This is a genomic window from Pseudomonas sp. Ma2-10 (genome assembly GCF_054330215.1).
On sequence record NZ_JBTEYL010000007.1, the window covers coordinates 98,151 to 121,856 of the forward strand.

General features: G+C 58.3%; 15 protein-coding genes and 2 pseudogenes. 4 read left to right on the plus strand and 13 right to left on the minus strand.

From position 1 onward, the window contains the following. Positions 1-92 precede the first annotated feature (92 nt). Together ACXPVS_RS11480 and ACXPVS_RS11485 are read left to right on the plus strand one after the other, a co-directional pair. Complete coding sequence (locus ACXPVS_RS11480; protein WP_458510028.1) at positions 93-2,924, plus strand: hypothetical protein; 2,832 nt, start codon at positions 93-95, stop codon at positions 2,922-2,924. 230 nt (positions 2,925-3,154) lie between these two features. Beyond that, a complete protein-coding gene (locus ACXPVS_RS11485; RefSeq protein WP_458510029.1) occupies positions 3,155-5,632 on the plus strand; it encodes an autotransporter outer membrane beta-barrel domain-containing protein in 2,478 nt (825 codons plus the stop codon). 207 nt (positions 5,633-5,839) lie between these two features. Here the strand turns inward: ACXPVS_RS11485 and ACXPVS_RS11490 are convergent, their stop codons facing one another. Further along, a complete protein-coding gene (locus ACXPVS_RS11490; RefSeq protein WP_458510030.1) occupies positions 5,840-8,932 on the minus strand; it encodes a multidrug efflux RND transporter permease subunit in 3,093 nt (1,030 codons plus the stop codon). Between the two features lie 15 nt (positions 8,933-8,947). Next, positions 8,948-10,105: an efflux RND transporter periplasmic adaptor subunit gene (locus tag ACXPVS_RS11495; protein ID WP_458510031.1), complete on the minus strand. Its 1,158-nt coding sequence runs from the start codon at positions 10,103-10,105 to the stop codon at positions 8,948-8,950. Between the two features lie 221 nt (positions 10,106-10,326). Between ACXPVS_RS11495 and ACXPVS_RS11500 the strand changes: the two genes are divergently transcribed. Together ACXPVS_RS11500 and ACXPVS_RS11505 are read left to right on the plus strand one after the other, a co-directional pair. After that, positions 10,327-11,028, plus strand: coding sequence for a response regulator transcription factor (locus ACXPVS_RS11500; protein ID WP_008155184.1), 702 nt, complete (start codon positions 10,327-10,329; stop codon positions 11,026-11,028). Between the two features lie 4 nt (positions 11,029-11,032). Beyond that, complete coding sequence (locus ACXPVS_RS11505; RefSeq protein WP_458510032.1) at positions 11,033-12,334, plus strand: ATP-binding protein; 1,302 nt, start codon at positions 11,033-11,035, stop codon at positions 12,332-12,334. Between the two features lie 90 nt (positions 12,335-12,424). Here the strand turns inward: ACXPVS_RS11505 and ACXPVS_RS11510 are convergent, their stop codons facing one another. The 11 genes and pseudogenes from ACXPVS_RS11510 to ACXPVS_RS11560 all read right to left on the minus strand — a co-directional run bounded on the left by ACXPVS_RS11510 (position 12,425) and on the right by ACXPVS_RS11560 (position 23,706). Next, the gene (locus ACXPVS_RS11510) at positions 12,425-13,201 is read right to left on the minus strand and encodes an anti-sigma factor family protein (RefSeq protein ID WP_458510033.1); all 777 of its coding nucleotides are present in this window, start codon (positions 13,199-13,201) and stop codon (positions 12,425-12,427) included. Next, positions 13,198-13,695 carry an RNA polymerase sigma factor gene (locus ACXPVS_RS11515; RefSeq protein ID WP_458510129.1) on the minus strand — a complete coding sequence of 166 codons (498 nt, stop codon included), beginning with the start codon at positions 13,693-13,695 and terminating at the stop codon, positions 13,198-13,200. Before ACXPVS_RS11515 ends, ACXPVS_RS11510 begins: the two co-directional genes overlap by 4 nt. Positions 13,696-13,749: 54 nt before the next feature. Further along, positions 13,750-14,286, minus strand: coding sequence for a tetratricopeptide repeat protein (locus ACXPVS_RS11520; RefSeq protein ID WP_458510034.1), 537 nt, complete (start codon positions 14,284-14,286; stop codon positions 13,750-13,752). Between the two features lie 266 nt (positions 14,287-14,552). Next, positions 14,553-15,578, minus strand: coding sequence for an alpha/beta fold hydrolase (locus ACXPVS_RS11525; RefSeq protein ID WP_458510035.1), 1,026 nt, complete (start codon positions 15,576-15,578; stop codon positions 14,553-14,555). Between the two features lie 85 nt (positions 15,579-15,663). Continuing rightward, the gene (locus ACXPVS_RS11530) at positions 15,664-16,098 is read right to left on the minus strand and encodes a YqaA family protein (protein ID WP_458510036.1); all 435 of its coding nucleotides are present in this window, start codon (positions 16,096-16,098) and stop codon (positions 15,664-15,666) included. Next, positions 16,098-16,544: a DUF411 domain-containing protein gene (locus tag ACXPVS_RS11535; RefSeq protein WP_458510037.1), complete on the minus strand. Its 447-nt coding sequence runs from the start codon at positions 16,542-16,544 to the stop codon at positions 16,098-16,100. Before ACXPVS_RS11535 ends, ACXPVS_RS11530 begins: the two co-directional genes overlap by 1 nt. 204 nt (positions 16,545-16,748) lie before the next feature. Continuing rightward, positions 16,749-17,276: pseudogene (locus ACXPVS_RS11540) on the minus strand (methyl-accepting chemotaxis protein); the annotation flags it as partial. A gap of 333 nt (positions 17,277-17,609) precedes the next feature. After that, a pseudogene (locus ACXPVS_RS11545) lies at positions 17,610-18,740 on the minus strand (HAMP domain-containing protein); the annotation flags it as partial. 183 nt (positions 18,741-18,923) lie between these two features. Further along, on the minus strand, positions 18,924-19,949 hold the full coding sequence (locus ACXPVS_RS11550; RefSeq protein ID WP_458510130.1) for a GNAT family N-acetyltransferase: 1,026 nt from the start codon (positions 19,947-19,949) through the stop codon (positions 18,924-18,926). Continuing rightward, entirely contained in the window at positions 19,949-21,238 is a 1,290-nt protein-coding gene (locus tag ACXPVS_RS11555; RefSeq protein ID WP_458510038.1) for an AMP-binding protein, read from the minus strand. Before ACXPVS_RS11555 ends, ACXPVS_RS11550 begins: the two co-directional genes overlap by 1 nt. Before the next feature lie 65 nt (positions 21,239-21,303). Beyond that, the gene (locus ACXPVS_RS11560) at positions 21,304-23,706 is read right to left on the minus strand and encodes an acyl-CoA reductase (RefSeq protein WP_458510039.1); all 2,403 of its coding nucleotides are present in this window, start codon (positions 23,704-23,706) and stop codon (positions 21,304-21,306) included.

The following is a 23,706-nucleotide window of genomic DNA, read 5'->3' on the forward strand; positions in this document are numbered from 1 at the left end:
ACTTCAATGTACAAGCGCCTAATTTCCTCAACTGAACTGCAAACAAATACGCTAAAACCTTTCGATGTTCCGTATTCGTCGGTGATACAGAAATGAACTTGGTGCCTTTTAATCAACGACCCAACAGAGCCATAGGACCACTGGCACTGCCGCTTTCAGTGGAGGGCGTCAATGATAGTGATCCGGCAGGACATGTCTCCCACGAGATTCTTCTTAAGGGCACCCGTATCGTCATTCCTTATTGGGTCGACCCGGTGCCAAATGATGAACTCTGGGTGATGTTGCGTCAGAATCGCGTGGAAAACAGGCTTTACACCGTTTTTTATAAAAGTCCACTAAACGTTACTTTTTTATATTTCGATCTGACGTCACAACACTTGGCCGCTGACGGCATTGCATTCGTGTATTACAAAGTCTGGAAAGGGTCGGGTGGGACTGATGACCCCTCGCCAGAACGACAACTGACCATTGATCACTCGCCACTGTTAGTGTTGTTAGAACCTCGGTTTCGGCATGCCACACTTTGGGGGTATCTGAATAACAATACGAAACCTCCTTTGACAAGTGGCGCTACTGTTGTCATTCCCGCTTTCACGAACATTGCGGTGCCCGGAGACGTCGCAAAAATTCACTGGCGAGGATACTCGTCCCTGAACGGTAGTGCACCAGAAGTGCCTGGAACCTATGGTGTCTGGGATAAGACTCTCTCCGCTGCCGACATAACGAACGGATTTGATCATGTTGTGCCGTACCAGCCCCACATACGCCAATTATTTGATAATGACTCGGCGACGGTTATCTGCCAACTACTCCGGGGCGGGCGCCTTATTGCAGAGTCAACAAAAGCTTTGGTGAAAATCGACCAAGTAGTACCTGGTGAAAGTGGCCCGTCCGGGCTTAATGAAGGAGAAAGGGAAATGACTGCTCAACAAAAGGTGATATTTAAAGCTAGGGCTAACCCTCCACTATTCGGCGAGAGGATTAATGGTATTTATGCAACAGCCATTTCGGTGGATACGCTAACTGACGATTTCATTCCAAAGAGTCAGCTGGATACCGGGAAAGTCATTATCAAGTTGGCTTCCTTTGCACAGCCACTCGACGGTGATGAATGTGATATTTGGGCTGCTGTCGAGGGCGAACAGCTCAAGCAAATAGGTTTCAAGGTGCTTGGCCCGGTCGCTGGTCGTCCTGACCCTTTCTTGATTGAGCTGGACAAAGCGCTTTTGCCGGACTTGCCTCAGCCTGCTGGACCAACGGCGTATACAGTGCAAGTCCTGGTCTACAGGGACGGCGCCGGTAACGACGACCCTTCGAATGAAATCAGGCTCGTCATTGATGAAAAGCCGCCGTTCGGGCTCAAGTTTCCGACGAAAAGACTGACCCCACCAACGCCCGCCCCGGCTTTCACCAATGCGCCGACGGATTCGCAAAGGACCGTCAACGAAGCCTGGATGCAGTTGCCCGCAAATGCGAATGCAGAGCTGGTTTTTGGCATCGCTTATGCGAATCGTCGTATTGATGATGAGCTGGAGCTCCATCTGGTTTCAGGTGGCGTGGATATCGTTGTGTATACAGGCGCGGTTCCGGTTGATGGCTCAGTTTCCGTGCCCAACACTGAGCTGCGCAAACTCCAGAACGGCCGGGTTATGGCTCATTTTTTCTGGACGGACCATGTCGGAAACCGAAGCGTAAGTTCCGCTCCCGCCCCCCTCCTGACACTGGGTCTTGCATTGGACCCGATTTTGCGTAAGGCGCCGCTGGTGCCGGCGACTGACCCCAATGCCACCACCACGATTTATCTGGATAACTTCCTTGCAACAGGCAACATACAGGCGATCGTCGAACGCTCATTCATCGAAAACCTGGAACCAGGCGATGGCATACAGATCTACGTCGAAGATGCTACAGACCCTACGAATTTCAAAATGCTGGGCCCTGTCCCTATCACTAACGTGGATGTGCCATTCACCCTTGACTATCAGGCTTCTTTCAAAGATCTCTTTGGCGCGTATGAAGAAGCCATGGAGTTCAAAATATGGTCAGAGGTTGTTCGTGGAGCCGATACCTTTGCATCGCCAGAGTTATTTTTCTGGGCGGATTTGTATCCGGCAGGAGGGCTGTTTCCGGAACTGCCTGAAGATGTAAACCCGGCCTTTGCCTTGCCTGTAGTCACCGGTGCCTCCAATACACCGAATGACTTACAACCGGGTGATCGCGACAATCCAGGGAAAATCGAAGTAACGCTGGCACTGACGGATCCGCCGCTTAATTCGACTGAAACCGCCAAGTTTTACCTGAACGGCAAACCGGTAGGCGAGGTTTCACCGTTCAGTGACATTAATACGTTTAGTCATGAGATCACCGCTGCGGATATCGCGGCACTGCCGACACCGAGCGTACCTGCCTACTGGACACGCCAGAAGACGGGCATAGACAAGAATGTCATCAAGTCCAGTTCAGAAACCGTACTTGTCAGTGGCAAGAGAATCGATTTGCTCGCGCCGACCATCCGGATCCGTAACCCTTTAAAGGATCAGATGGACTGCTTCGCAATGAACAATGCGATGACTAACTGGCAGGTGGCAATCGGTATTCCAAAAGATGCAATCAATTTGCCGCAGGGTATCGTGATCACCGTGCACTTTGAAGCGTACAGCGATGAGGCGGGAAGTAATTTGATCCCGAATACGGCGGATTCCCAGCCATATACCATCCTGGCCCCCGGCACGGCGGATGTTGCAGGTGTTGGCAATGCAGCCATCTTCAAGCTTGCACAACCTAAACGGGGCGCGGAGGCCTGGGCCAAGTATTGGTACACGGTAAATATCGGGGGCGTTCAAACTTCGATTCCGATCATCAAAAAACTGGACACCATCACCTCGAGTGCCGAGTACTGCGACCGAACGCCTGTTCCGGCCTGAGTCGTAAGGGAAGTACATCGCGGGAGAGGTGTTTTGCTCCCGCGTATTCATTAGTCTCTGACGACTGGCAGTTATATTTCTCTTCACGTTTGCAGATAGATCCTACTGAACCGAGGATAACTCCTACATCTTGCCGAGAGATTGCTGATTAGTCTGTAGGACGTTTTTGGGGCGATTTTTTCTGTTTACCAAAAAGTCGCTTTTGGATTTGTTCGCTGTGCGGAGTTTTAATGCCTCTACCCTCTCGTTTCAACCAATGCGCAACTACTGGATACTTGCTTGCTGCGATTGTCCTCGGTACACCCACCGTGTATGCCAGAACACTGCTTCCCGGTGAGAGTTGGACCGTCACCAATCCATCGGCTCCGGAGGCGTGGACGGTTTCGCAGGGCGGAACGCTGACGATCAATAACGCAAGCACACTGTCAATTACTTCACAAGACGCCAACATCATTTTCAACGGTGGCCAGAGTGAGCGAATCGAGGCTCGTGACAACTCCAAGCTTTCGTTGTCAGGTGCAACTGTCAACAGCTCGACCGGCAGGGGGGGGGTATCACTCAGCGACAGTTCTGCGACCATCGACAAGTCAACGATTACCAGCACCAACAGTTTCGGGCTTTTGTTAGGACGAAACATCAATACCTCTGCGTCCTCCAGCGCGTCGGTGACCGGCAACAGCGTGATCACGGGGGCAGCCGGTGGCGCGAATGCCGTGGGTTTTGCGGTATTGAATCTCGCAAACTCAGAGGTTCGTGGCACGGGCGCCACCAGTTACGGTGTGCAGTTGGGCGGCGCAACGCTGAAGGCCGTCAGCAGCACCATCGCCGGAGTGCAGGATGGTCTGCAAATTGTCACCGATAACACAGGCGTCAATGCCAGCACCGTTACGCTCGACGGCACCCGTGTGACGGGCGGTACAGGCTCGGCGATTGTGCTCGGTTCTTCCGGGGACGCTGGCACGGTTGCCACCGTCAATGTGCTGGGTAATTCAGAGCTGCTCGGCGGCAACGGCACACTGTTGCAGGCGACCAATCGCTCCACCGCCAATTTAAACGTCGATGCCAGTATGTTGCGCGGCAATGTCATTGCCGATACGGGCAGCACCGTCGCGCTGTCGATGCAAAACTCAGCGTCCATCGATGGCAATCTTCAAAACGTTACGCGGATAAATCTCGACTCGCGCAGTCAATTGAACGGCAATGTGCTGGCCGTTGCAGGCACCAGTGCCACGGTCAACCTCAACAACGGTTCTACGATCAACGGCAATATTGAGAATGTCGCCAGCGTGCTGCTGGACAACGGGTCGGTAGTGACCGGCCAGATCAACAATTCCGGCAACCTCAATATCAACAACGCCGCGCAGTGGGTAATGACCGGCGGCAGTAACGTGCAACGCCTCGCCCTGAATGACGGCGTGGTTCGCATGGGTACCAACGAGCAGTTCCAACAATTGAACGTGGGTGATCTTTCCGGTAGGGGAACGTTTGTGATGGGCACCGATCTGGGCAACGGTGACACCGACTTCTTGAACGTCACCGGCAATGCGAGCGGGCAACATCAACTGCAGATCAGCGCGACCGGTACGACACCTGTCACGTCTGAAGCGGTGAAGGTCGGTAATATTGCTGCTGGCGACGCGAGCTTCACGCTGGGCGGTCGTGAAACCGTGGACGCAGGTACGTTTGTGTACCGATTGGCCAAAGAAGGTCAGGGTTTGTACCTGAATCCAGATAAGGAAACGGTCAGTACCTCAAGTAATACTGCGTTGGCCCTGGCTGGGAGTGCGCGCAGTGTGCTGAATGCTGAAGGGGCCATGCTTAGCGACCAACTGGGGGACCGGAGCCTGAGCGTACGACCGCAAGCCTCGATGCGCTCGATGAACGACCGCTCGGTGAAGAACCTCAGCAACAGTGTCTGGGTTCGTACTTATGGCAACCAGTACAACGTTGGTAACGCCTATGGAGATGGCTACACCCAGAATCAGACCGGAATTACGGGAGGGGCCGACACAACAGTGGATCTTGTTGGGAGGTCGTGGGTGCTGGGCGGATTCGTCGGAACAAGCCATACCAAAATGGACCTCAAATACGGCTCCAGCGCCACCGTCGACAGCCTGAATGCCGGTGTTTACGGCAGCACGTTCGATGTTCAAAGCGGTGTATTCGTCAATGTCATGGCCAAGGTCAATCAGTTCGATAACAAGGCTAAGGTCACCATGAGTGATGGCACTCGGGCCAAGGGTGACTACAAGGCCTTGGGCGCCAGTGGGTCGGTGGCCGTGGGCAAGCATATCCATCTCAAGGATGATTATTTTGTCGAGCCTCAAGTACAGGTCTCAACGGGGGTCATCCAAAGCAAGAGCTACAGGCTCGACAATGGGCTCGAAGTCAAAGCCGATACCATGCGTTCCTTGCAAGGCAAGGTGGGTGTTCGTGGCGGGCGTGTCATCACTCTCGACAACGGCGGCCTTCTAGAACCGAGTCTGTCCACAGCGGTCAATCATGAGTTTGTGAAAACCAACGAGGTCAAGATCAACGACGACAGCTTCGATGATGATCGCGCCAGCAGTTCTATCGAATATGGCGCCGGCTTGAAGTGGACACCGGCGCAACGCAACTGGCAGGTTTCCGGCCAAGTGGGTGGCAGCAAAGGTACAACGGTTAGTCAGGATTGGAACGGTAGCTTGAGGCTGAGTTACTTCTTCTAATCGAGGGAGTGTCTTGCGGTCATTCAATACAAAAATGCCCCGAATGTGTCGGGGCATTTTTGTACCTGTTGTGCTGGCGCCGTGCGTCAAGTCAACGTGAGAAACCACCTGCCAGCGACAGGCAAACCGTCGAGGATGGTCTGGCGCACGATTTTCATGCTGCACCTGCAAGACGGATGACCGACGTATTTAACGCCCCCCCCGACTTCATCCATGGCGTTTTTTTACCAGTTTCATCACCACCACAAAAAACACCGGCACAAACACCACCGCCAGCGTCGCCGTGATCATCCCGCCGATCACCCCGGTGCCGATAGCTTGCTGGCTCGCGGAGCTGGCCCCGGTGGCGATCGCCAGTGGCACCACGCCGAGGATGAACGCCAGCGACGTCATGACAATCGGCCGCAGTCGCAGACGTGCGGCTTGCAGCGTGGCGTCGATCAGGTCGTGGCCTTCGTCGTACAGGCTCTTGGCGAATTCGATGATCAGGATCGCGTTCTTCGCCGACAAGCCGATGATGGTGATCAGCCCGACCTTGAAGAACACGTCGTTGGGCATTTCGCGCAAGGTCACGGCCAGTACCGCGCCGAGCATGCCAAGCGGCACTACCAGCAGCACCGAGGTCGGAATCGACCAACTCTCATACAGCGCCGCCAGGCACAGGAACACGATCAACAGCGACAGCCCGAGCAGAATGGGCGCCTGACTGCCGGACAAGCGTTCCTGCAACGATAACCCGGTCCACTCTTGGCCCAATCCCGCTGGCCCTTGTGCCACCAAACGTTCGATTTCCGCCATGGCTTCGCCGGTACTGTGACCGGGCGACGGTTCGCCGGAAATGCTGATCGCTGGGTAGCCGTTGTAGCGAGTCAATTGCGCCGGCCCCTGAGTCCATTTGGCCTGGACGAAGGCCGACAGAGGCACCATTTTTCCGCTGCTGTTGCGCACGTGAATCTTCAGCAGGTCGGCAACCTGACTGCGCTGATCGCCTTCCGCCTGAACCACCACGCGCTGCATCCGCCCCTGATTGGGGAAGTCGTTGATGTAGGCCGAACCGACGGCAGTGGACAGCACATTGCCAATGTCGGCAAAGGAAACACCCAGCGCGTTGGCCTGTTTACGGTCGACTTCAAGTTGCACCTGCGGTGCTTCGGCCAGGGCGCTTTCGCGCACGTTCATCAGGATCGGACTTTTCTCGGCGCCAGCGAGCAATTCGCTGCGCGCCTGCATCAGCGTGGCATGGCCAAGACCGCCACGGTCCTGTAAGCGGAACTCGAAACCGCTGGAGGTGCCCAAACCGTCAACCGGCGGCGGCAGTACTGCAAACGCCACGGCGTCCTTGATCTGACTCAACGCGATGTTGGCGCGGTCGGCAATGGAGCTGGCCGAGTCGTCGCTTCCCCGGTCAGACCAGTCTTTGAGCGTGGTAAACGCCAACGCGGCGTTCTGGCCGCTGCCGGAGAAGCTGAAACCGAGAATTACCGTGCTGTCGCCGACGCCGGGTTCAGTCGCGTTGTGCGCTTCGATTTGTTCAACGACTTGCACTGTTCGGTTCTTGCTCGCGCCCGGTGGCAGTTGAATGTCGGTGATGGTGTAACCCTGATCCTCCACCGGCAGAAACGAGGAGGGCAGTCGACTGAAACACACGCCTAATCCGATCAGTAGCACGCCGTAGATCAGCAGGTAACGGCCAGTGCGTTTCAGCGCATAGGCGACCCAGCCCTGATAACGCTCGGTCAGTTGCTCGAAACGCCGGTTGAACCAGCCAAAGAACCCGCGCTTCTCGTGATGTTCGCCCATGGCAATCGGCTTGAGCAGCGTCGCGCACAACGCCGGGGTCAAGGTCAGGGCGAGGAACGCCGAGAACAGAATCGAAGTCGCCATCGACAAAGAGAACTGCTGGTAAATCACCCCGACCGACCCCTGCATGAACGCCATCGGAATGAACACCGCGACCAGCACCAACGTGATCCCGATGATTGCCCCGGTGATCTGCTTCATCGCCTTGCGCGTTGCCTCTTTGGGCGACAGGCCTTCGGTGGCCATGATTCGCTCGACGTTCTCCACCACCACAATCGCGTCATCCACCAGGATGCCGATCGCCAATACCATGCCGAACATGGTCAGCACGTTGATCGAGAAACCTAGGGCCAGCATGGTCGCAAAGGTGCCCATCAGCGCCACCGGCACCACCAGGGTCGGAATCAGCGTGTAGCGGATGTTTTGCAGGAACAGGAACATTACCGCAAACACCAGCAACATTGCCTCGCCGAGGGTGTAAACCACTTTGGTAATCGAGACTTTGACGAAAGGCGAGGTGTCATACGGGATCTTGTATTCCACGCCAGCCGGGAAATAGCGCGCCAGTTCGTCCATCTTCGCCCGCACCAACGTGGCAGTGCTCAAGGCATTGGCGCCCGGTGCCAACTGCACGCTGACGGCGGTCGACGGTTTGCCGTTGAGGCGGGTAGAGAACTGGTATTGCTGACTGCCGATCTCGACGCGCGCTACATCGCCGATGCGCACGGCGGAGCCATCGGGATTGGCTTTCAGGACGATGTCGGCGAATTCTTCCGGTGTCGACAACTGACCTTTGACCAGAATGGTCGCGGTGATTTCCTGGGTGGTGCGGGTCGGCAAGTCGCCGATGCTACCGGCCGACACTTGTGCGTTCTGCGCGACGATGGCGGCGTTGACATCAGCCGGGGTCAGGTTGAAACCGATCAGCTTTTGCGGGTCGATCCAGATTCGCATGGCCCGTTCGGCACCGTACAGCTGCGCCTTGCCAACGCCGTCCAGGCGCTTGATCTCGTTCATCACGTTGCGCGCCAGGTAATCGCTGAGCGCCACGTCGTTGAGCTTGCCGTCGCTGGAGGTGAGGGTGATCAGCAGCAGGAAGCCGGCGGAGACTTTCTCCACCTGCAAACCCTGCTGTGTCACCGCTTGAGGCAGACGCGACTCGACCACTTTCAAGCGGTTTTGCACATCGACCTGAGCCATTTCCGGGTCAGTGCCCGGCTGGAACGTCGCGGTGATGGTGGCACTGCCGAGGCTGCTTTGGGATTCGAAATACAGCAGATGGTCAGCGCCGTTGAGTTCTTCCTCGATCAGGCTGACCACGCTTTCGTCCACGGTTTGCGCCGAAGCACCGGGGTACACGGCGTAGATTTCGACTTTCGGCGGCGCGACGTTGGGGTATTGCGCCACCGGCAACTGTGGAATGGCCAGGGCGCCGGCCAACAGGATGAACAGGGCAACCACCCAGGCGAACACCGGGCGATCGATAAAGAACTGCGGCATAAAGAAGCGTCCTGCTTACTGACCAGAAGCCTGGGCAAGTGGAAGAGGGGTTTCGTCGATCTGTACTTTTTCACCAGGACGGGCGTGTTGCAGGCCTTCGGTGACGATGCGATCACCGGGCTTGAGGCCGCCGGTGACGATCCAGCGATCGTTCTGCACGGCGCCCAGCTCGACCGGTTGCTGGCCGATCCGCTGTTCGGCGTCGAGCAACAGCACTTGGGCGATGCCGGCACTGTCACGCTGAATGGCCCGTTGCGGCACGCTGATGCCTTGTTGATTGACCGCTTGCTCCAGACGCACGCGCACGAAGCTGCCCGGCAGCAAGTCGAGGTCCGGGTTGGGGAATTCGCTGCGCAGAATGATCTGACCGGTGCCCGGGTCGACGGTGATGTCGGCGAACAGCAACTTGCCCGGCAACGGATAGAGACTGCCGTCGTCCTGAATCAGTGTGGCTTTGGCCTGGTCCTGGCCGACCCGCTGCAACTGGCCGGAACGGAACGCCCGGCGCAGGTCATTGAGTTCGCGGGTCGATTGAGTGAGGTCGGCGTGAATCGGGTTCAGTTGCTGAATCAACGCCAGCGGTGTGGTTTCGTTCTGCCCGACCAGTGCGCCTTCGGTCACCAACGCGCGGCCGATGCGCCCGGAGATCGGCGCCGTGACGGTGGCGTAACCCAGGTTGAGTTTCGCCCGTTTCACGGTGGCTTTATTCGCGGCGACGTCGGCAGCCGTTTGCCGGGCGCTGGCCCGGGCGTTGTCATAATCCTGGCCGCTGATGGCGTTGCCTTCGATCAACTGCGCATATCGCTGCTCCTGCAATCGCGCCTGAAATGCGTTGGCTTCAGCCTTACGCAACGCCGCTTCGGCACTGTCCAGGTCAGCCTTGAACGGCGCCGGGTCGATACGGAACAACACTTCGCCTTTTTTCACATCGCTGCCTTCGCGGAAGACCCGTTGCAGCACCACCCCGGCAACCCGGGCGCGGACTTCGGCACTGCGTGGCGCAGCAATCCGCCCGCTCAACTCACTGGTGATCGACAGGGGCCGGGCTTGGATGGTTTCGATGCGAACCGTGGCCAGAGGTGCCTGTTCTTCGGCCGTGGAGGCCTTTTCACAAGCGCTCAGCGTCACCGCCAGTGCAATCAGGCTGAGCCTGGCAAGCAGATTCTTTGACATGTAATACCCCAATAATGACCCCCCGCATCCTACGGGGAGGCGAGGAGGGTAGCCGTGAAGCTTTGTAGGCGCTGTGTGAAATTGTGTAAGGGTTTTACTCAGGCGGGCGTGAGGGCGTATATCCTTCACGCCTTGATTTCTATTGCGACTGATAGAGTGCATTCGCGAGCAGACTCGCCAAAGCGGTCTATCAAACGCCACAGCACTTTCTGGAACACCCCATGCCCAACATCCTCCTGGTCGAAGACGACACCGCGCTCTCCGAATTGATTGCCAGTTACCTGGAACGCAACGGCTATAGCGTCAGCGTGATCAGCCGTGGTGACCATGTGCGCGAGCGTGCGCGGGTGAATCCGCCGGACCTGGTGATCCTCGACCTGATGCTGCCGGGGCTCGATGGCCTGCAAGTCTGCCGCTTGCTGCGCGCCGATTCGGCCACGTTGCCGATCCTGATGCTCACCGCCCGCGACGACAGTCACGATCAAGTGCTTGGCCTGGAAATGGGCGCCGACGACTACGTCACCAAACCCTGTGAACCGCGGGTGTTGCTGGCCCGGGTGCGGACTTTATTGCGGCGCAGCAGCCTCACTGAACCGCAGACGGCCAACGACCGTATTCTGATGGGCAATCTGTGCATCGACCTGTCCGAGCGCACCGTGACCTGGCGCGAGCAATTGGTCGAACTGTCCAGCGGTGAATACAACCTGCTCGTGGTACTGGCCCGGCATGCCGGCGAAGTGCTTAGTCGCGACCAGATTCTGCAACGTCTGCGCGGCATCGAGTTCAATGGCACCGACCGCTCGGTGGACGTAGCGATTTCCAAGCTGCGGCGCAAGTTCGACGACCACGCCGGCGAGGCGCGCAAGATCAAGACCGTGTGGGGCAAGGGTTACCTGTTCAGCCGTTCCGAGTGGGAATGCTGAGTCGATGTTCAGAATCCTGTTTCGCCTGTACCTGGTGACCATCGTTTCGTACAGTGCGGCGATCTATCTGGTGCCTGACGTGGTGATCAAGGTCTTCCAGGAGCGCTTTGTCACCTACAACCTCGATTATTCACGCGGGCTGCAAACCCTCATCGTTAAACAGTTTCACGCCGTGCCCCCGGAGCAGTGGCCGGCATTGGCCGCGCAGATGGACACGGAATTCCAGCCGCTGCACATCATCCTGACCGGTAACGACGATGCCGATTTCACCCCTGATGAGCGCAAGCGTTTACAGCGTGGCGAGAATGTCGTGCGCATTGGCGACTGGGGTTGGCGCACCTTGGCGGTGTCGCCGCTGAACGAGCGGACGGTGGTGGAGATGGTCGTACCGCCGGACCCGGTGGACGTCAGCTTGTTGTACTGGAGCATCAACGTGCTGATCGGCGCGACGATGCTCGCCTGCCTGTTGCTGTGGCTGCGCCCGCACTGGCGCGACCTGGAGCGCCTCAAAGGTACGGCTGAGCGTTTCGGCAAAGGCCACTTGAGCGAACGCACACAGATTTCCAAAAGCTCCAACATCGGCAGCCTGGCCAATGTCTTCGACACCATGGCCGGCGATATCGAGAACCTGCTCAACCAGCAGCGGGACCTGCTCAATGCCGTCTCTCACGAATTGCGCACGCCCCTGACACGACTGGATTTCGGTCTGGCGCTGGCGTTATCCGACGACTTGCCCGCCGCCAGCCGCGAGCGCCTGCAAGGTCTGGTTGCGCACATTCGCGAACTCGACGAGTTGGTGCTGGAATTGTTGTCCTACAGCCGCCTGCAAAACCCCGCGCGGCAGCCGGAGCAGGTTGAGGTGTCGCTGGATGAATTTATCGACAGCATCCTTGGCAGCGTCGACGAAGAACTGGAGTCCCCGGACATCGTTATCGATGTGCTCCTGCACGGACAACTTGAACGCTTCGTCCTCGACCCAAGGCTGACTGCCCGCGCTATTCAGAACCTGCTGCGCAATGCGATGCGCTACTGTGAAAAACGCATTCAGATTGGTGTTCGGGTATGTGCCAAGGGGGCTGAAATCTGGGTGGATGACGATGGGATCGGTATTCCGGATGAGGCGCGTGAGCGGATCTTCGAACCGTTTTATCGGCTGGATCGAAGCCGGGATCGGGCCACTGGCGGGTTTGGCCTGGGGTTGGCCATCAGCCGCCGGGCCCTTGAAGCTCAGGGCGGAACGCTCACCGTTGAAGCTTCGCCGCTGGGTGGGGCACGGTTCCGGCTGTGGTTGCCCTGCTCAACTTGACGCACACTCTGCAACTGCCTCGTATGTTCATTGGGCGTGGGGCAGGTCCAGATCCTTGTGCAACTCGGCACCGTAGATGACCGCCGCGGATCACGTGCTCAGTCGGCCTCGTAACAATTTCGCCATGTCCTCCAGATTCGCCACCGGGTTATGCCCGATCAACATCCAGGCATGTTGCATGTCAGCCCAATAGACAATGTTCATCCCGTACCGGCGCTCCAGGGCGAACTGTCGGCTGCCGCTGTTGGAGCGGGTGATGCACAGCGCCATGGGGCCGTGGACCGGGTCCAGGTAGGTGATTTGGGCAATGGCGACGCCGTCATACTCGAGGATTTGTGCGCGCTTGAACTCGGAGCGTGGCAAGACCAGTTGTGCGGGGGCAAGATTCAGGCCCAGACGTGCATCGAGGGTCCGCAGTTGCGCCCGCTGAGCGGCTTCGTCACTGGGCAAGTGGTCCAGAGTTTGCGGCACGTAGAGCGACATGTACTCGGCCACCAGCCCGCGCCAGTTTTCCTTTTTATGGCTCAACTGCCAACCGAGGAACAGCCGGTCCGCTACCACGCCACTCAGCACCAACCCGGCGGCCGCTGCGAGAAACCAGCGCCGATTCATGGCCGGCCGTTCGGGCTCAGGCAAGGTGTCGAGCATCGATTGCAAGCGGTCCACGGGCGCTTGTCGAGCCAACTCGTCGTAGGCCTCCTTGAACGGCAGGCTGCTGCGGGCCAGCCATTGCAGGCGCAGATTGAGCGCCGGGTCCTCGGCAATGGCCGCGTCGATGCGGGTGCGCTGTTCGCTGTCGAGCTGGTCGTCGAGGTAGGCCACCAGTTGCTCATCCGAGGGTATCGTCGGGCGTACGTGATCGTTCATCGACGTTCTCCAGTGGAAGGGTTCGGCACGGCGTGCAACGGCGGGTACTCGGCCAGTTTCGCGCGTGCCGCAGCCAGGCGACTCATGACAGTGCCGATGGGGACGTCCAGCACGTCCGCCACTTCGCGGTAGGACAAGCCCTCAACGTAGGCAAGAAACACCGTTTCGCGCTGGGTTTCGGGCAGGGCATCAACGCGCTTGATCACCTGAGCCGCGAGGACATGGGTTTGCGCCGCGTATTCACCATCGAACGACAAGGCGTTGTCGGCATCTACCAGCCCCTGTCCATGACGCACTCTTCGGGAGCGAACTTCGTTGAGCCATATCGAGTGCAGAATACTCAGCAACCAGCGGTCCATGCGGGTGCCCGGGACAAACTGCCCGGCACGCTCGAGTGCCCGCACGCAAGTCGCCTGCACCAGGTCTTCGGCGACATGCCGTTGCCGCGACAACAGCAGGCCGTAGCGCCATAAACGCGCCAGGTGCTGGCCCAGTTCTGCCCGTATTGCCTGATCGCTGGCGATGGCGACCTCCGTCTGCTCGGTGTGTCAGGTTTTCGAGGAATCGTTGATGGCTTCGACCAGGTCCTGATATTCCTCGCAGGTGGTGCTACCGCAGATGGATTTGATCTGCTGCAACTGTTCCTGAGCGAGGTCCAGCCGACCTTTGATCACATACGCTTCGCCGAGGTATTCGCGAACTTGCGCGTAGTGCGGGTCAAGTTTGACTGATTGCAGGTAATAACCGATGCCTTCGTCGGTGCGCCCCAGTTTACGCGTAGCGTAGCCGCGATAGTTCAAGGCCTTGGCGGTGTTTGGCTGTTTGAGGGTGTCGAGCAGGGCCAGTGCTTCTTCATAACGACCGTCCTTGGCCAGGCGATAGGCGTAATCGGTGCGGTCGGCGTCCGGTACCAGGTTGCTGGTGTGCTTGAGGCATTTTTGCGAGCGGGAGTCAAAGACCTGGCCTTTGGGGCAATTGGGTCTGGCGGGGGCGTCATCGCCACCCCCCTTGGCGAACGCCAGCGAACTGGACAATACGACTGCCAGCAATAACTGGACGGTTAACACAGCGAAACGAGTGTTCATGGGCGATGCTCCACAGGTTAATTCGCTTCAGTTCGTACCTCGCCCCGGCTTCAGGTTTGGGTTTTTTATCGGCGATTCTCAGGGGCGATAAAAGGTGAACACCGCAGGGTGAACAATTATTCATTTCGTTCTGGCGGTCGGTGTAAGGACAGCTCAAATCGAGGCGCCACGGGTGCGCTCGCGCATCACGCAGATCGTCTCGAACTCGCCCAACCGGGCCGGCAGTCATCAATCACCGCACTCTACCTTGCTCTCAGCCTGACTCATCAATGAACGGGATTGGTTTTGTTCAGCCAGGCGAGCAGGGCCTGGTGGAATTGCGCCGGTTCTTCCATTTGCGGCGCGTGGCCCATGCCGGGGAATTCGACCAGCGTCGACCGGGGAATCAGTTTCGCCACCTGCTTGCCGAGTACATCGTAATGACCGATTTTCGCCTTGACCTCCGGTGGTGCAATTTCTTTGCTGATGGCCGTGGTATCGGCGGTGCCGATCAGCAACAGCGTTGGAACTTTCAGGTCCTTGAACTCGTAGTACACCGGTTGGGTGAAAATCATGTCGTAGATTAGTGCGGAGTTCCACGCTACCTGGGTTTTACCCGGGCCTTTGCTCAGGCCCGCATACATGTCCACCCAGCGGTCAAATTCGGGTTTCCAGCGGCCGTCGTAATAGGTACTGCGTTGATAGTCATGGATGCCTTGCGCGGTGACCTTCAACTCGCGCTCATACCATTGATCAACGGTGCGATAGGGCACGCCGAGGGCTTTCCAGTCTTCCAGTCCGATGGGATTGACCAGCGCCAGTTGCTCGACCTGATCGGGATATTGCAAGGCATAACGAGTGGCGAGCATGCCGCCGGTGGAATGCCCAAGCAAACTGGCCTTCTGGATGCCGAGGGCCTTGAGCAGTTGCTGCGTGTTGGCCGCCAGCTGCTGGAAGCTGTACTGATAATTGTCGGGTTTGCTGGAGGTGCAGAAACCGATCTGGTCCGGGGCGATAACCCGGTAACCCGCTTCACTCAGGGCCTTGATCGAGGTTTCCCAGGTCGCACCGCAGAAATTCTTGCCGTGCATCAGCACCACGCTGCGTCCATTGGCTTTGCCGTCAGCGGCGACGTCCATATAACCCATTTGCAGAGATTTGCCCTGGGACTCAAAGGCGAAATGCTTGACCGTGTAGGGGTACTCGAAACCTTGCAACTGCGGGCCATATTCCGGGCCTTCGGCGTGGGCGATGACAGGCAATGCAGCGGTCAGCAGCAGGCCGGGCAGCCAGCGGGAGCGGGTGAGGGACATGGGTGAACTCCATTGGAAATCGGCCGATGCTGGATCGGCATGATTAGGGCGACATTAAACACAGGCAATCGCCACGGATAATCGTTCAGCCCATCCAACCCAATGTGGCCATGGCCAGCACACCATAACGGGCGCCTTTGGCAAGGGTCACGATCAGCAGGAATCGTCCCAGCGGCTCGCGCATCACACCGGCCACCAGGGTCAGCGGATCACCGATCACAGGCGCCCAGCTCAGCAGCAACGACCAATGACCATAGCGCTGATAATGGACCCGGGCTTTTTCCAGATGGCGCGGGCTGACCGGAAACCAGCGCCGATCACGAAACCGCTCGAGACTGCGCCCCAGCCACCAGTTCAGCAGTGACCCCAGAACATTGCCCAATGTCGCCACGGCGAGCAGCGACCAAAACCAATACTTGCCGCTGAGCAACAGCCCCACCAACACCGCTTCGGACTGCAAGGGCAGCAACGTTGCCGCGCCGAATGCGGCGAAGAACAGACCGATGTACGCACCGAACATCAATGGGCAGGGTAGTCCGCCACCACCACGTCAGTGCCGTCTTTTTTCAGACCGATCACTTGATACGCATCGCTCGTGCCGTCCATTTCCATGCCCGGCGAACCCATGGGCATGCCGGGGGCGGCAACGCCCAACAGATCGTCGCGCTTGCTCAAGGCCAGCACCTGATCGGCGGGGACATGGCCTTCGACGAACTTGCCGTTGATCAAGCCGGTATGACACGACGCCAGGCGCGGAGGCACACCGTGCTGTTGCTTGAATTGGCTCATATCGGCTTCGACGTGATCGTCGACTTTGAAGCCGTTGGCCTCCAGATGGCTGATCCATTTTTTGCAGCAACCGCAATTGGCATCGCGGTGAACCTCGATCGGGATCAGGTCGGCGGCTTGGGCCAGGGAGGAAATGAACAGGGCGCTCAGGGCGATCAGACGCAGGTGGGTTCGCATGGGGAATCTCGTTTCGAGTTGCGGCCAAAAAAATGCATTCTGACCATTTTTTTTGGTCAGGCATTCAAGGAGTGTTTCGAGTTAATACAAAACTGGGCAGCCTTGATCATCGTCGATCAAAGCTGTCAGTCAGATGAGGCGCACATTACAAGATTGTCAGGTTGCCCGCTGAGTGCCGGGGATGGCACTCAGGGTAGAGCAGAATTAACGAACCCTGAACCGTCCCATGATCGCGCTCACGCGACTGTTGGCTTCCAGCAACTGTTGGGTATTGAGCTCGCTGGCCTGACCGCTTTTCACCAGTTCGTCGACCATGTGGCGGATTTGCACCATGCTGCGGTTGATCTCTTCGGTCACCGCGCTTTGCTGCTCGGCGGCCGTGGCGATCTGGGTGCTGAGGCTGTTGATGTGGCTGACGTTGCCGGCCATTTCATCCAGACCGGTGTTGACCCGTGCCGTGGCATCAGCGGCCGACTGGCAGCTGGTCTGGGTGTTTTCCATGGCGGTTACTGACGAACTCACACCCTGCGTCAGGCGGGTGAGCATTTCATTGATTTGCGACGTACTGGCCTGAGTGCGGGCGGCGAGGGCACGGACTTCATCGGCGACTACGGCAAAACCGCGGCCCTGCTCGCCGGCGCGGGCGGCTTCGATGGCCGCGTTGAGCGCTAACAGGTTGGTTTGCCCGGCAATGGCGCCGATGACGCCGAGAATCTCGGTGATGCGTTGAGCGTCCTGTTGCATGCTTTCGACTTTATGGGTGGCGCTGGCCACTTCGTCGATCAGTGCAATCACGCTGTTCGACGCTTCGCCCACCACGACCCGCGAACGGTCGGCGTTTTCGTTGGCGCGTTGGGTGAAGGCAGCGGTTTCAGCAGCATTTTGCGCGACGCTTTCGGCGGTCGAACTCATCTCGGTGATGGCGGTGACGGTCTGATCGGTTTCCGAGGCGTGACGTACCAGAATCTGGCTGGTGTGGGCGGAGGTGCGTTGCAGGTTATCCAGGCTGGAGGCCATGGCGCCGGTGGCCAGGGTGACTTCGCCGATCATGTTCTGCAAGTAGGCGATGAAGGCGTTGACCGAGTGGCCGATGGCGCCCAGTTCGTCTTCGGCGCGAATGGTAATGCGTTTGGTCAAGTCAGCGTCACCGGCTGACAGTGCGTCGATGTTGGCCTTCAGGGCTTTCATGCGCTGGACCAGTTGGCGAATCGCATAGACCTGCAGCAACACCAGCAGGATTACCATCGGGATTTGCAGCAGGCTCAGGGTGCTGAGCACATCGTCACGCTGGGCGGTGATCAGCTTGGTCGGCAGGGCGGTGGCGAGGAACCAAGGCGTGCCTTCGATCGGGCGCATGAAGAAGGTGCTGGCTTCGCCGTTGTTGTCGAACTCGACCCGCTGCGACTGGTCACGGTTTTGCAAGCCGGCCTTCACCTGGGCGGCGAACGGCGAGTTGCCGGTCAGCTCGCTGATGTTCTTCAGCACGATCGCCCCGCTGATGCGCGAGCTGTTGCTGATGATCTTGCCGTCGGCTTCGACGATCAGCATTTCGGCGCCGAGGTCTTTCTCCTTGCGTGCCACCAGGTCATTGAAAAAGCCCAGGGTCACATCGATGGTCGACACGCCGTAGGCCGCGCCATTCTTCTGGATGGCCATGGCGCAGTTGGTGCGCGGCTCGGCGCTGGCGTCATCTTTATAGGCTGCCGCCCACGCGCATTGGCCGCGCGGGGTTTGCATGCCGCCTTTGTACCAGGTCTGGTCGTAGTAGTTGGGCGCGGCACCGCTGTTCCAGAAGGTGTTGACCGCCAGTTTGCCCGAGGCATCCCGGTGCCAGAACGTGCTGAACTTGTTGCGCCCGACTTCACGTTGGCCTGGCAGCGGCCAGATCCCGCCGCCGAACACTTTTAGCTCGCCGTACTGGTCGACCAGGCCCGGCAGGACGGTGTCGATGGCGGCGCTGTCGAGCAGGGGAATGGTCTGGGTGATGCTTCGCTGTTGCGCCTGAACCTTATTCAGTTCGCCCTGGATTTGCTCGGCGACTTCGGCGATTCGGTTGAGGACCACTTGTTCTTCGGTGTGACGCAGCTTTGGTGCGACCACTTGGCTGATGCCGACCACTGTCAGCACGGACAACAGCAGGATGAACAGGACCAGAAACAGCGTGTAACGAGCCTGAATGGTACGGAATGGGGGCATGGGACCGGTCCTTAGAGCAGCGTTCTTGTTGTGATTATCGGTATGAAATCGGCGTTTCCAAAGGCTATCGGCGTAGGAACGTCGAGCTTTAAGTACGATCGTGCAAGAACGCCGTGAGGTGACGGACGGTACACACTGACTAAACAAGGAACTTTTCAGGGTCGCCTCATCGGCACGTCTGCATCAAGTAGCGCAGTCGGGAGTTCGGTCATGACGATCGGCTATACCGGGGCCTGGACTTCCAAGGCAGGTTTGCTGCTCAGGGACACGGGCGCTGTTCAGTGCTTCGGCGCGACTCTGCGTGTTGGCGTTTTGCTGTAAATCGTCATGCAAGCGTTGCATGCGCGGGCAGAGCAGGTTGAGGTGTCGAGACTGCGCGCCTCGATGAAACAGTGCGAACCAGCCATTGGCGTTCGATGTAGGCATCAGCCCGGTAAAGGTGAAGCCAAGGGCCGCAAAATTGCGAAAGTCCTGAGCAAAGTGCCGTGACATCTGAAGTTTGGCCGAGATCAACCAGTGCCTGGGCAATTGCCGGGTCTGGTCGAGCAGACATTTAGTCAAGCGCGGAATGACCATTTCGAATCTTTTATGGTGTTGCTTGAGTTGCAACGGTAGAGAAGACAACGGCGTCGTGTCCGGATGAGCCCCGAACACGGAACACAAGTGCTGCATAAACTCCCGGCAGCTGTCAGGCCATGGGATGTCGGGGAGTGGACGCGTATGTCCTTCGTCGACGTAACAACCCATCACGATGGTTTCCGGCAGCGGTTGAGCAAAGGGCGAGGGGACGTAGTCAGGAAGCAGACCTGTGCTGTGGAAGCCGATGTTTGCTGCCATGCGTTGCGTATAGGGATGGTGTGTCACTTGTTTGATCGAGACGCTCTTGAACCCCATGGAACTTGACCGCGACAGCAACTCCCGTCCCAGGCGGGTTGCGATACTCTGCCCCTGCGCGGCGGGATGTACCACACTGAGGGCCAGTTCGGTGGTGTCCGCCGGTGTGTCATGGCACAAAGCGGCATGCCCTAGAACGCTTGCGTCGTCCACCGCCAGCATCGACTTCCAGTGCCCCTCGGCATTGTGCTGATTGATCATCTTCGGCAAGTAAACATCCGGTTGAACGTAATGATCGCCATAGACCTCGCGAAACAACTGGCTCACGGCACGTGCGTCGGATGGCCGATAGGGTCGAAAAATCAAATGCTGCATCATGCGGGCTCCGGCGACGGTGCGTCATACACGCGCAAGTCCAGGACCCGCAGTTGTTTGCCAGAGCGAGGGTGAAGCTTCAATGCGGTGACCGCACAAGACAACACCCGCAACTCCAACAGACCTTCGCGGCTCAGTTCCTCGATGGCGGGATAGTGTTCAACCAGGGTCTCATACAACTTTCGGCACACCGGTACGGTGGCCATTGATAGCGCTGAGGGAACCCACCTCACACTCAAAATATCTTTGTATCCGTCATGTTCGATCAGCAATTGCCATTGGTCGTTGTGGGCGATGCGCTGGACGATCCGCTGGATGTCATCGATCAGTAGCGACAGTACCCCGACGCGCACTCGCTGGCTGTGCACGCTACGGCCCTTGAGGGCGAATTTGCGCCTCGGGGTTGAGCCGGGTTCGCGCCAGCACGCGCGGTCGCCCACCGGATAACGCAGCAGCGGCATGAGCCGGCGAGTCAGATTGGTCACCACCAGTAATCCGATGCGATCGCATTCGTCGATGACGTCACCGGTGAGTTCATCGACGATCTCCAGCACGGTGTTTGGTTCAAACACCCGATGCTCGCCCAAGGCGCAGTCGCGACTGCTGGCCCCAATAAGGCCGGCGTCTACACTGGCGTAACCAATGGAAGCGATGCGCACGTTGGGAAATACGTCGGTGAGGATTGCCACCTGCGGGGCAAACAGGCTTTCGCCGCCATACAGCAACGTATCAACCCCGCACAGTACGCGCCGATGCTGGTTCAGGTAGGCCGCGAATCGCAACAGTTGTGCCGGTACGCCGACCAGCACGTTGATCCGATGCTGATCAATCGCATCGGCCAGTACGTCCAGTTCGACTTGCCCGGTAAACGGAAACTCGCAAATGGATCGCCTGACGTGTGCCAGGGCGTCGTGGATGAACAGAAAACTGGCATAAAGATCACCGGAAAAAAACAGATTGGCGAGACGGTCGCCGTCGTTCAGTTGAGAGGAGAAACTTTCTCCAAACGTCCTGACCAGTACTTGCCATTCGTTATAGGTGTACACCGCCAGTTTACCTTGGCTGGTCGTTCCGCCAGTTTTAAACACCAGGGCATCGTCGACCTGTCCGGTCAGGACCGGCCAACAACTCAAGTCATGGCTGTCAGCCCAATAGTCCGCCGCATGGGTCAGCGGTAGGTCTTGTAACGTCATGCCGCGCGGCGGTAAGTGTTCCAGTTGCTGGCGGTAGAAGTTTGAATGTTGCCTTATATAAGGCAGTAGTTGTTCGAGCGAATAAGTTGGTTTCACTGGGGTCTCTTTTTTATCAGGCGCCTGGAGGGTTTAAAACAAGTGGTGAGTCGTCGACGGTATGTTTATTTTCTTTTATCAATAACCAACGGTGTTTTGCCGCTGTGTTTGTTTCGAGTGAACGCTTGCTCCGTGCACACTTGAACGTCGACAGTTAACAGGTTGGCGTTTACGGCATTGGCCAGCGCTACATGGCTCAGCAATGCGTTGCGAACCTGGCTGATGTCTGCATCTGTTAGAACGTTCAGTCGCTCGACGCCATCAGGGGCGTGATCCAGAACAATCTGAATGGGCGCGCCGACGCTATCCTGCAGAGCCGACGGCGCAATAAACTCGGTGCCCATCCGCACCAGTTTTCCGTGGCGTTGGAGCAGTTCGAATCGGGGTGAGTCCAGCCCGCACGGACAGGTTCCGGGTAACCAGCGACCGGTGTCGCCCACGTCATATCGGCGCACGACCTGGCCTTGCCGTGCTCGTGAAGTAAACAGCAGGCGACCGACCTCATTGGCCTGAACCGGTACGTCCTGTTCAATCTGCACGATTTCCAGGTGCTGGGTATCGCACATCAAGTGAAACACTCCGTTCGCGGTAGCTGCGCACGCATGCCCCAAGGGACCCGCGTCGACGGAACCATAGATCGCCGAGCGGATCATCGAGACCCCGCAGCTTTCCATCAGGCTAAGGCTGGTTTGCCCTGGATGCTCGCCGCCGAGGAACACTTTGCCAATACCTGCGTACGTGCGGAGTCGGGCCTGCTCGTTGAAGAACAGACGATGCAAGGTGCTCGGCATGCCAATCAGCACGGTGACACGCTGGTCAACGATCAGTTGGGCGATTTCGCTGAAATCATCGTCCTGGGGCGCCCCCATGGGGAAATGGGTGACGGCCATCTGTTCCAGTATTTTGGTAAAGCTGAGGAAACCCCCGTACAGGCTGCCGCCGTAAAACAGGTTCATGACCCGGTCCTGTGAAGGATCGAGCCCGGCGGCGAACAGGCCGTCTGCCGCTGCGCGCATCTGCCGTTGAAAGTCGCGATAGCTGAAACCGGCGAGGGCCGCAGTGCCGCTGCTTCCTCCAGAGCGAAAATACAATTGCGCCGCGGTGCCCATCGGCTGGGTTGTGAAGGCGGTTTTGTCCATGATCGGCGCATAGGCGGTGTCAGGGGCGGGCGGGACCGGGTCGAGCGTTGCCTGGCCAGGCAAAACATCCGGCGACAGACTCACCGAGAGGCGGCGACTCAGACGCGTCAACGCGTAGACGCCATCATGGGGCTCACCGGCGTAGCCGTCATGAATCCCCGCGCAAGGCGCAATACGGGTGACCCCAGCGTTGACCAGCGTTCGCACAAGCCCTGGCGTTTCTGCTGGAGAGCAAATCAGTGCGCAGCTTTGCAGGACGGTGCGCCAGGGCAACAGCGTCTCGGCGATCAAGTGTTGCGGTACGGGTTTGAGTAGCACGGTACGAAACAGCGGCGAAGGTGCGAGCGTCTGGTGGTGCTCCCAGATGATCCGCCATCCGTGGCCGGCCCAGACCTGGCCGCTCTGGTTCGCAAAACAGTAATCCAGTTGCGCCATGGCCGTGCGGGTAGTGATCTCGCACGCTTGCTGGTCCGTGGGCACCAGCGCCGGCCAGTGCGACGCACGACGCGTGAAGGCTTCGCTCAAACGCTCTCCCAGGCCCTGCAGGATGGCCGGATCGGTGCTGTCCACCAGCACCCATTGCGGACTGGAACACGCTTGCTGATCCAGACTGCAAACCTCGTCTACCAGCGCATCCAGCGCTGAAGGGCTGGCCGCGTCAGGCGACAGATAAGCGAAACTGATCCTGTGCCCCCAATCGATCCAGCGACATCCGGTGGGGATCTGCTGACGAATCGCGTTGAGCGCTTTTTCACCGCCCCACGCTGACACGCCATCGGCCTGAGCGCAGAGTTCGGCTATCCGGGACGTGCCCACGGGCAGCACTGCGACGAACTTGGCAAGCCTGCCACGGGTGTCGCACTTCACAAAGGCAGCCAGCAATTGCGCAGTCAAACCCGCATCGCTGGTGCTGGGGCGTAACCAATTGATGTTGCCGGCCAGCAGGCTTTCGAGAACCGCGCAGAACGCCAGCATCGGCGCATTGCCAGGGGTCACATGCACCACGAGTCCCAACGGGTGCCAACTTTCAAAGTGTGACTGCGCGTAGTCGATACGCCTCAGCGAACGAGGTTGCGCACCCAGTTCCCGCTCAAGCTTGCTGCTCAAGTTGCTGCACTGGCAGAAATCGATCAACCCCTGACATTGATCGTCGTCAAGGGGCAGGTTAAGGCTGCGAGTCTGTAGGTGCGTGGCGAAACGAGCCGCGGCTTCGATGACGGTCTCGCTGTCGATCGGTGCAGAAAGCAACCTGGGTAATTGTTTTCGAAGGCGCTCCAGGGCGCTTTCCGGAGTAACGTCGTCACGCAGTTGGCCATTGATGAGGTACAT

Excerpts from the sequence above, each read along its gene's own strand:
- ACXPVS_RS11480 (WP_458510028.1), top strand. The coding sequence starts at position 93 with ATGAACTTGGTGCCTTTTAATCAACGACCCAACAGAGCCATAGGACCA.
- ACXPVS_RS11485 (WP_458510029.1), top strand. The coding sequence starts at position 3,155 with ATGCCTCTACCCTCTCGTTTCAACCAATGCGCAACTACTGGATACTTG.
- ACXPVS_RS11490 (WP_458510030.1), bottom strand. The coding sequence starts at position 8,932 with ATGCCGCAGTTCTTTATCGATCGCCCGGTGTTCGCCTGGGTGGTTGCC.
- ACXPVS_RS11495 (WP_458510031.1), bottom strand. The coding sequence starts at position 10,105 with ATGTCAAAGAATCTGCTTGCCAGGCTCAGCCTGATTGCACTGGCGGTG.
- ACXPVS_RS11500 (WP_008155184.1), top strand. The coding sequence starts at position 10,327 with ATGCCCAACATCCTCCTGGTCGAAGACGACACCGCGCTCTCCGAATTG.
- ACXPVS_RS11505 (WP_458510032.1), top strand. The coding sequence starts at position 11,033 with ATGTTCAGAATCCTGTTTCGCCTGTACCTGGTGACCATCGTTTCGTAC.
- ACXPVS_RS11510 (WP_458510033.1), bottom strand. The coding sequence starts at position 13,201 with ATGAACGATCACGTACGCCCGACGATACCCTCGGATGAGCAACTGGTG.
- ACXPVS_RS11520 (WP_458510034.1), bottom strand. The coding sequence starts at position 14,286 with ATGAACACTCGTTTCGCTGTGTTAACCGTCCAGTTATTGCTGGCAGTC.
- ACXPVS_RS11525 (WP_458510035.1), bottom strand. The coding sequence starts at position 15,578 with ATGTCCCTCACCCGCTCCCGCTGGCTGCCCGGCCTGCTGCTGACCGCT.
- ACXPVS_RS11530 (WP_458510036.1), bottom strand. The coding sequence starts at position 16,098 with ATGTTCGGTGCGTACATCGGTCTGTTCTTCGCCGCATTCGGCGCGGCA.
- ACXPVS_RS11535 (WP_458510037.1), bottom strand. The coding sequence starts at position 16,544 with ATGCGAACCCACCTGCGTCTGATCGCCCTGAGCGCCCTGTTCATTTCC.
- ACXPVS_RS11550 (WP_458510130.1), bottom strand. The coding sequence starts at position 19,949 with ATGCAGCATTTGATTTTTCGACCCTATCGGCCATCCGACGCACGTGCC.
- ACXPVS_RS11560 (WP_458510039.1), bottom strand. The coding sequence starts at position 23,706 with ATGTACCTCATCAATGGCCAACTGCGTGACGACGTTACTCCGGAAAGC.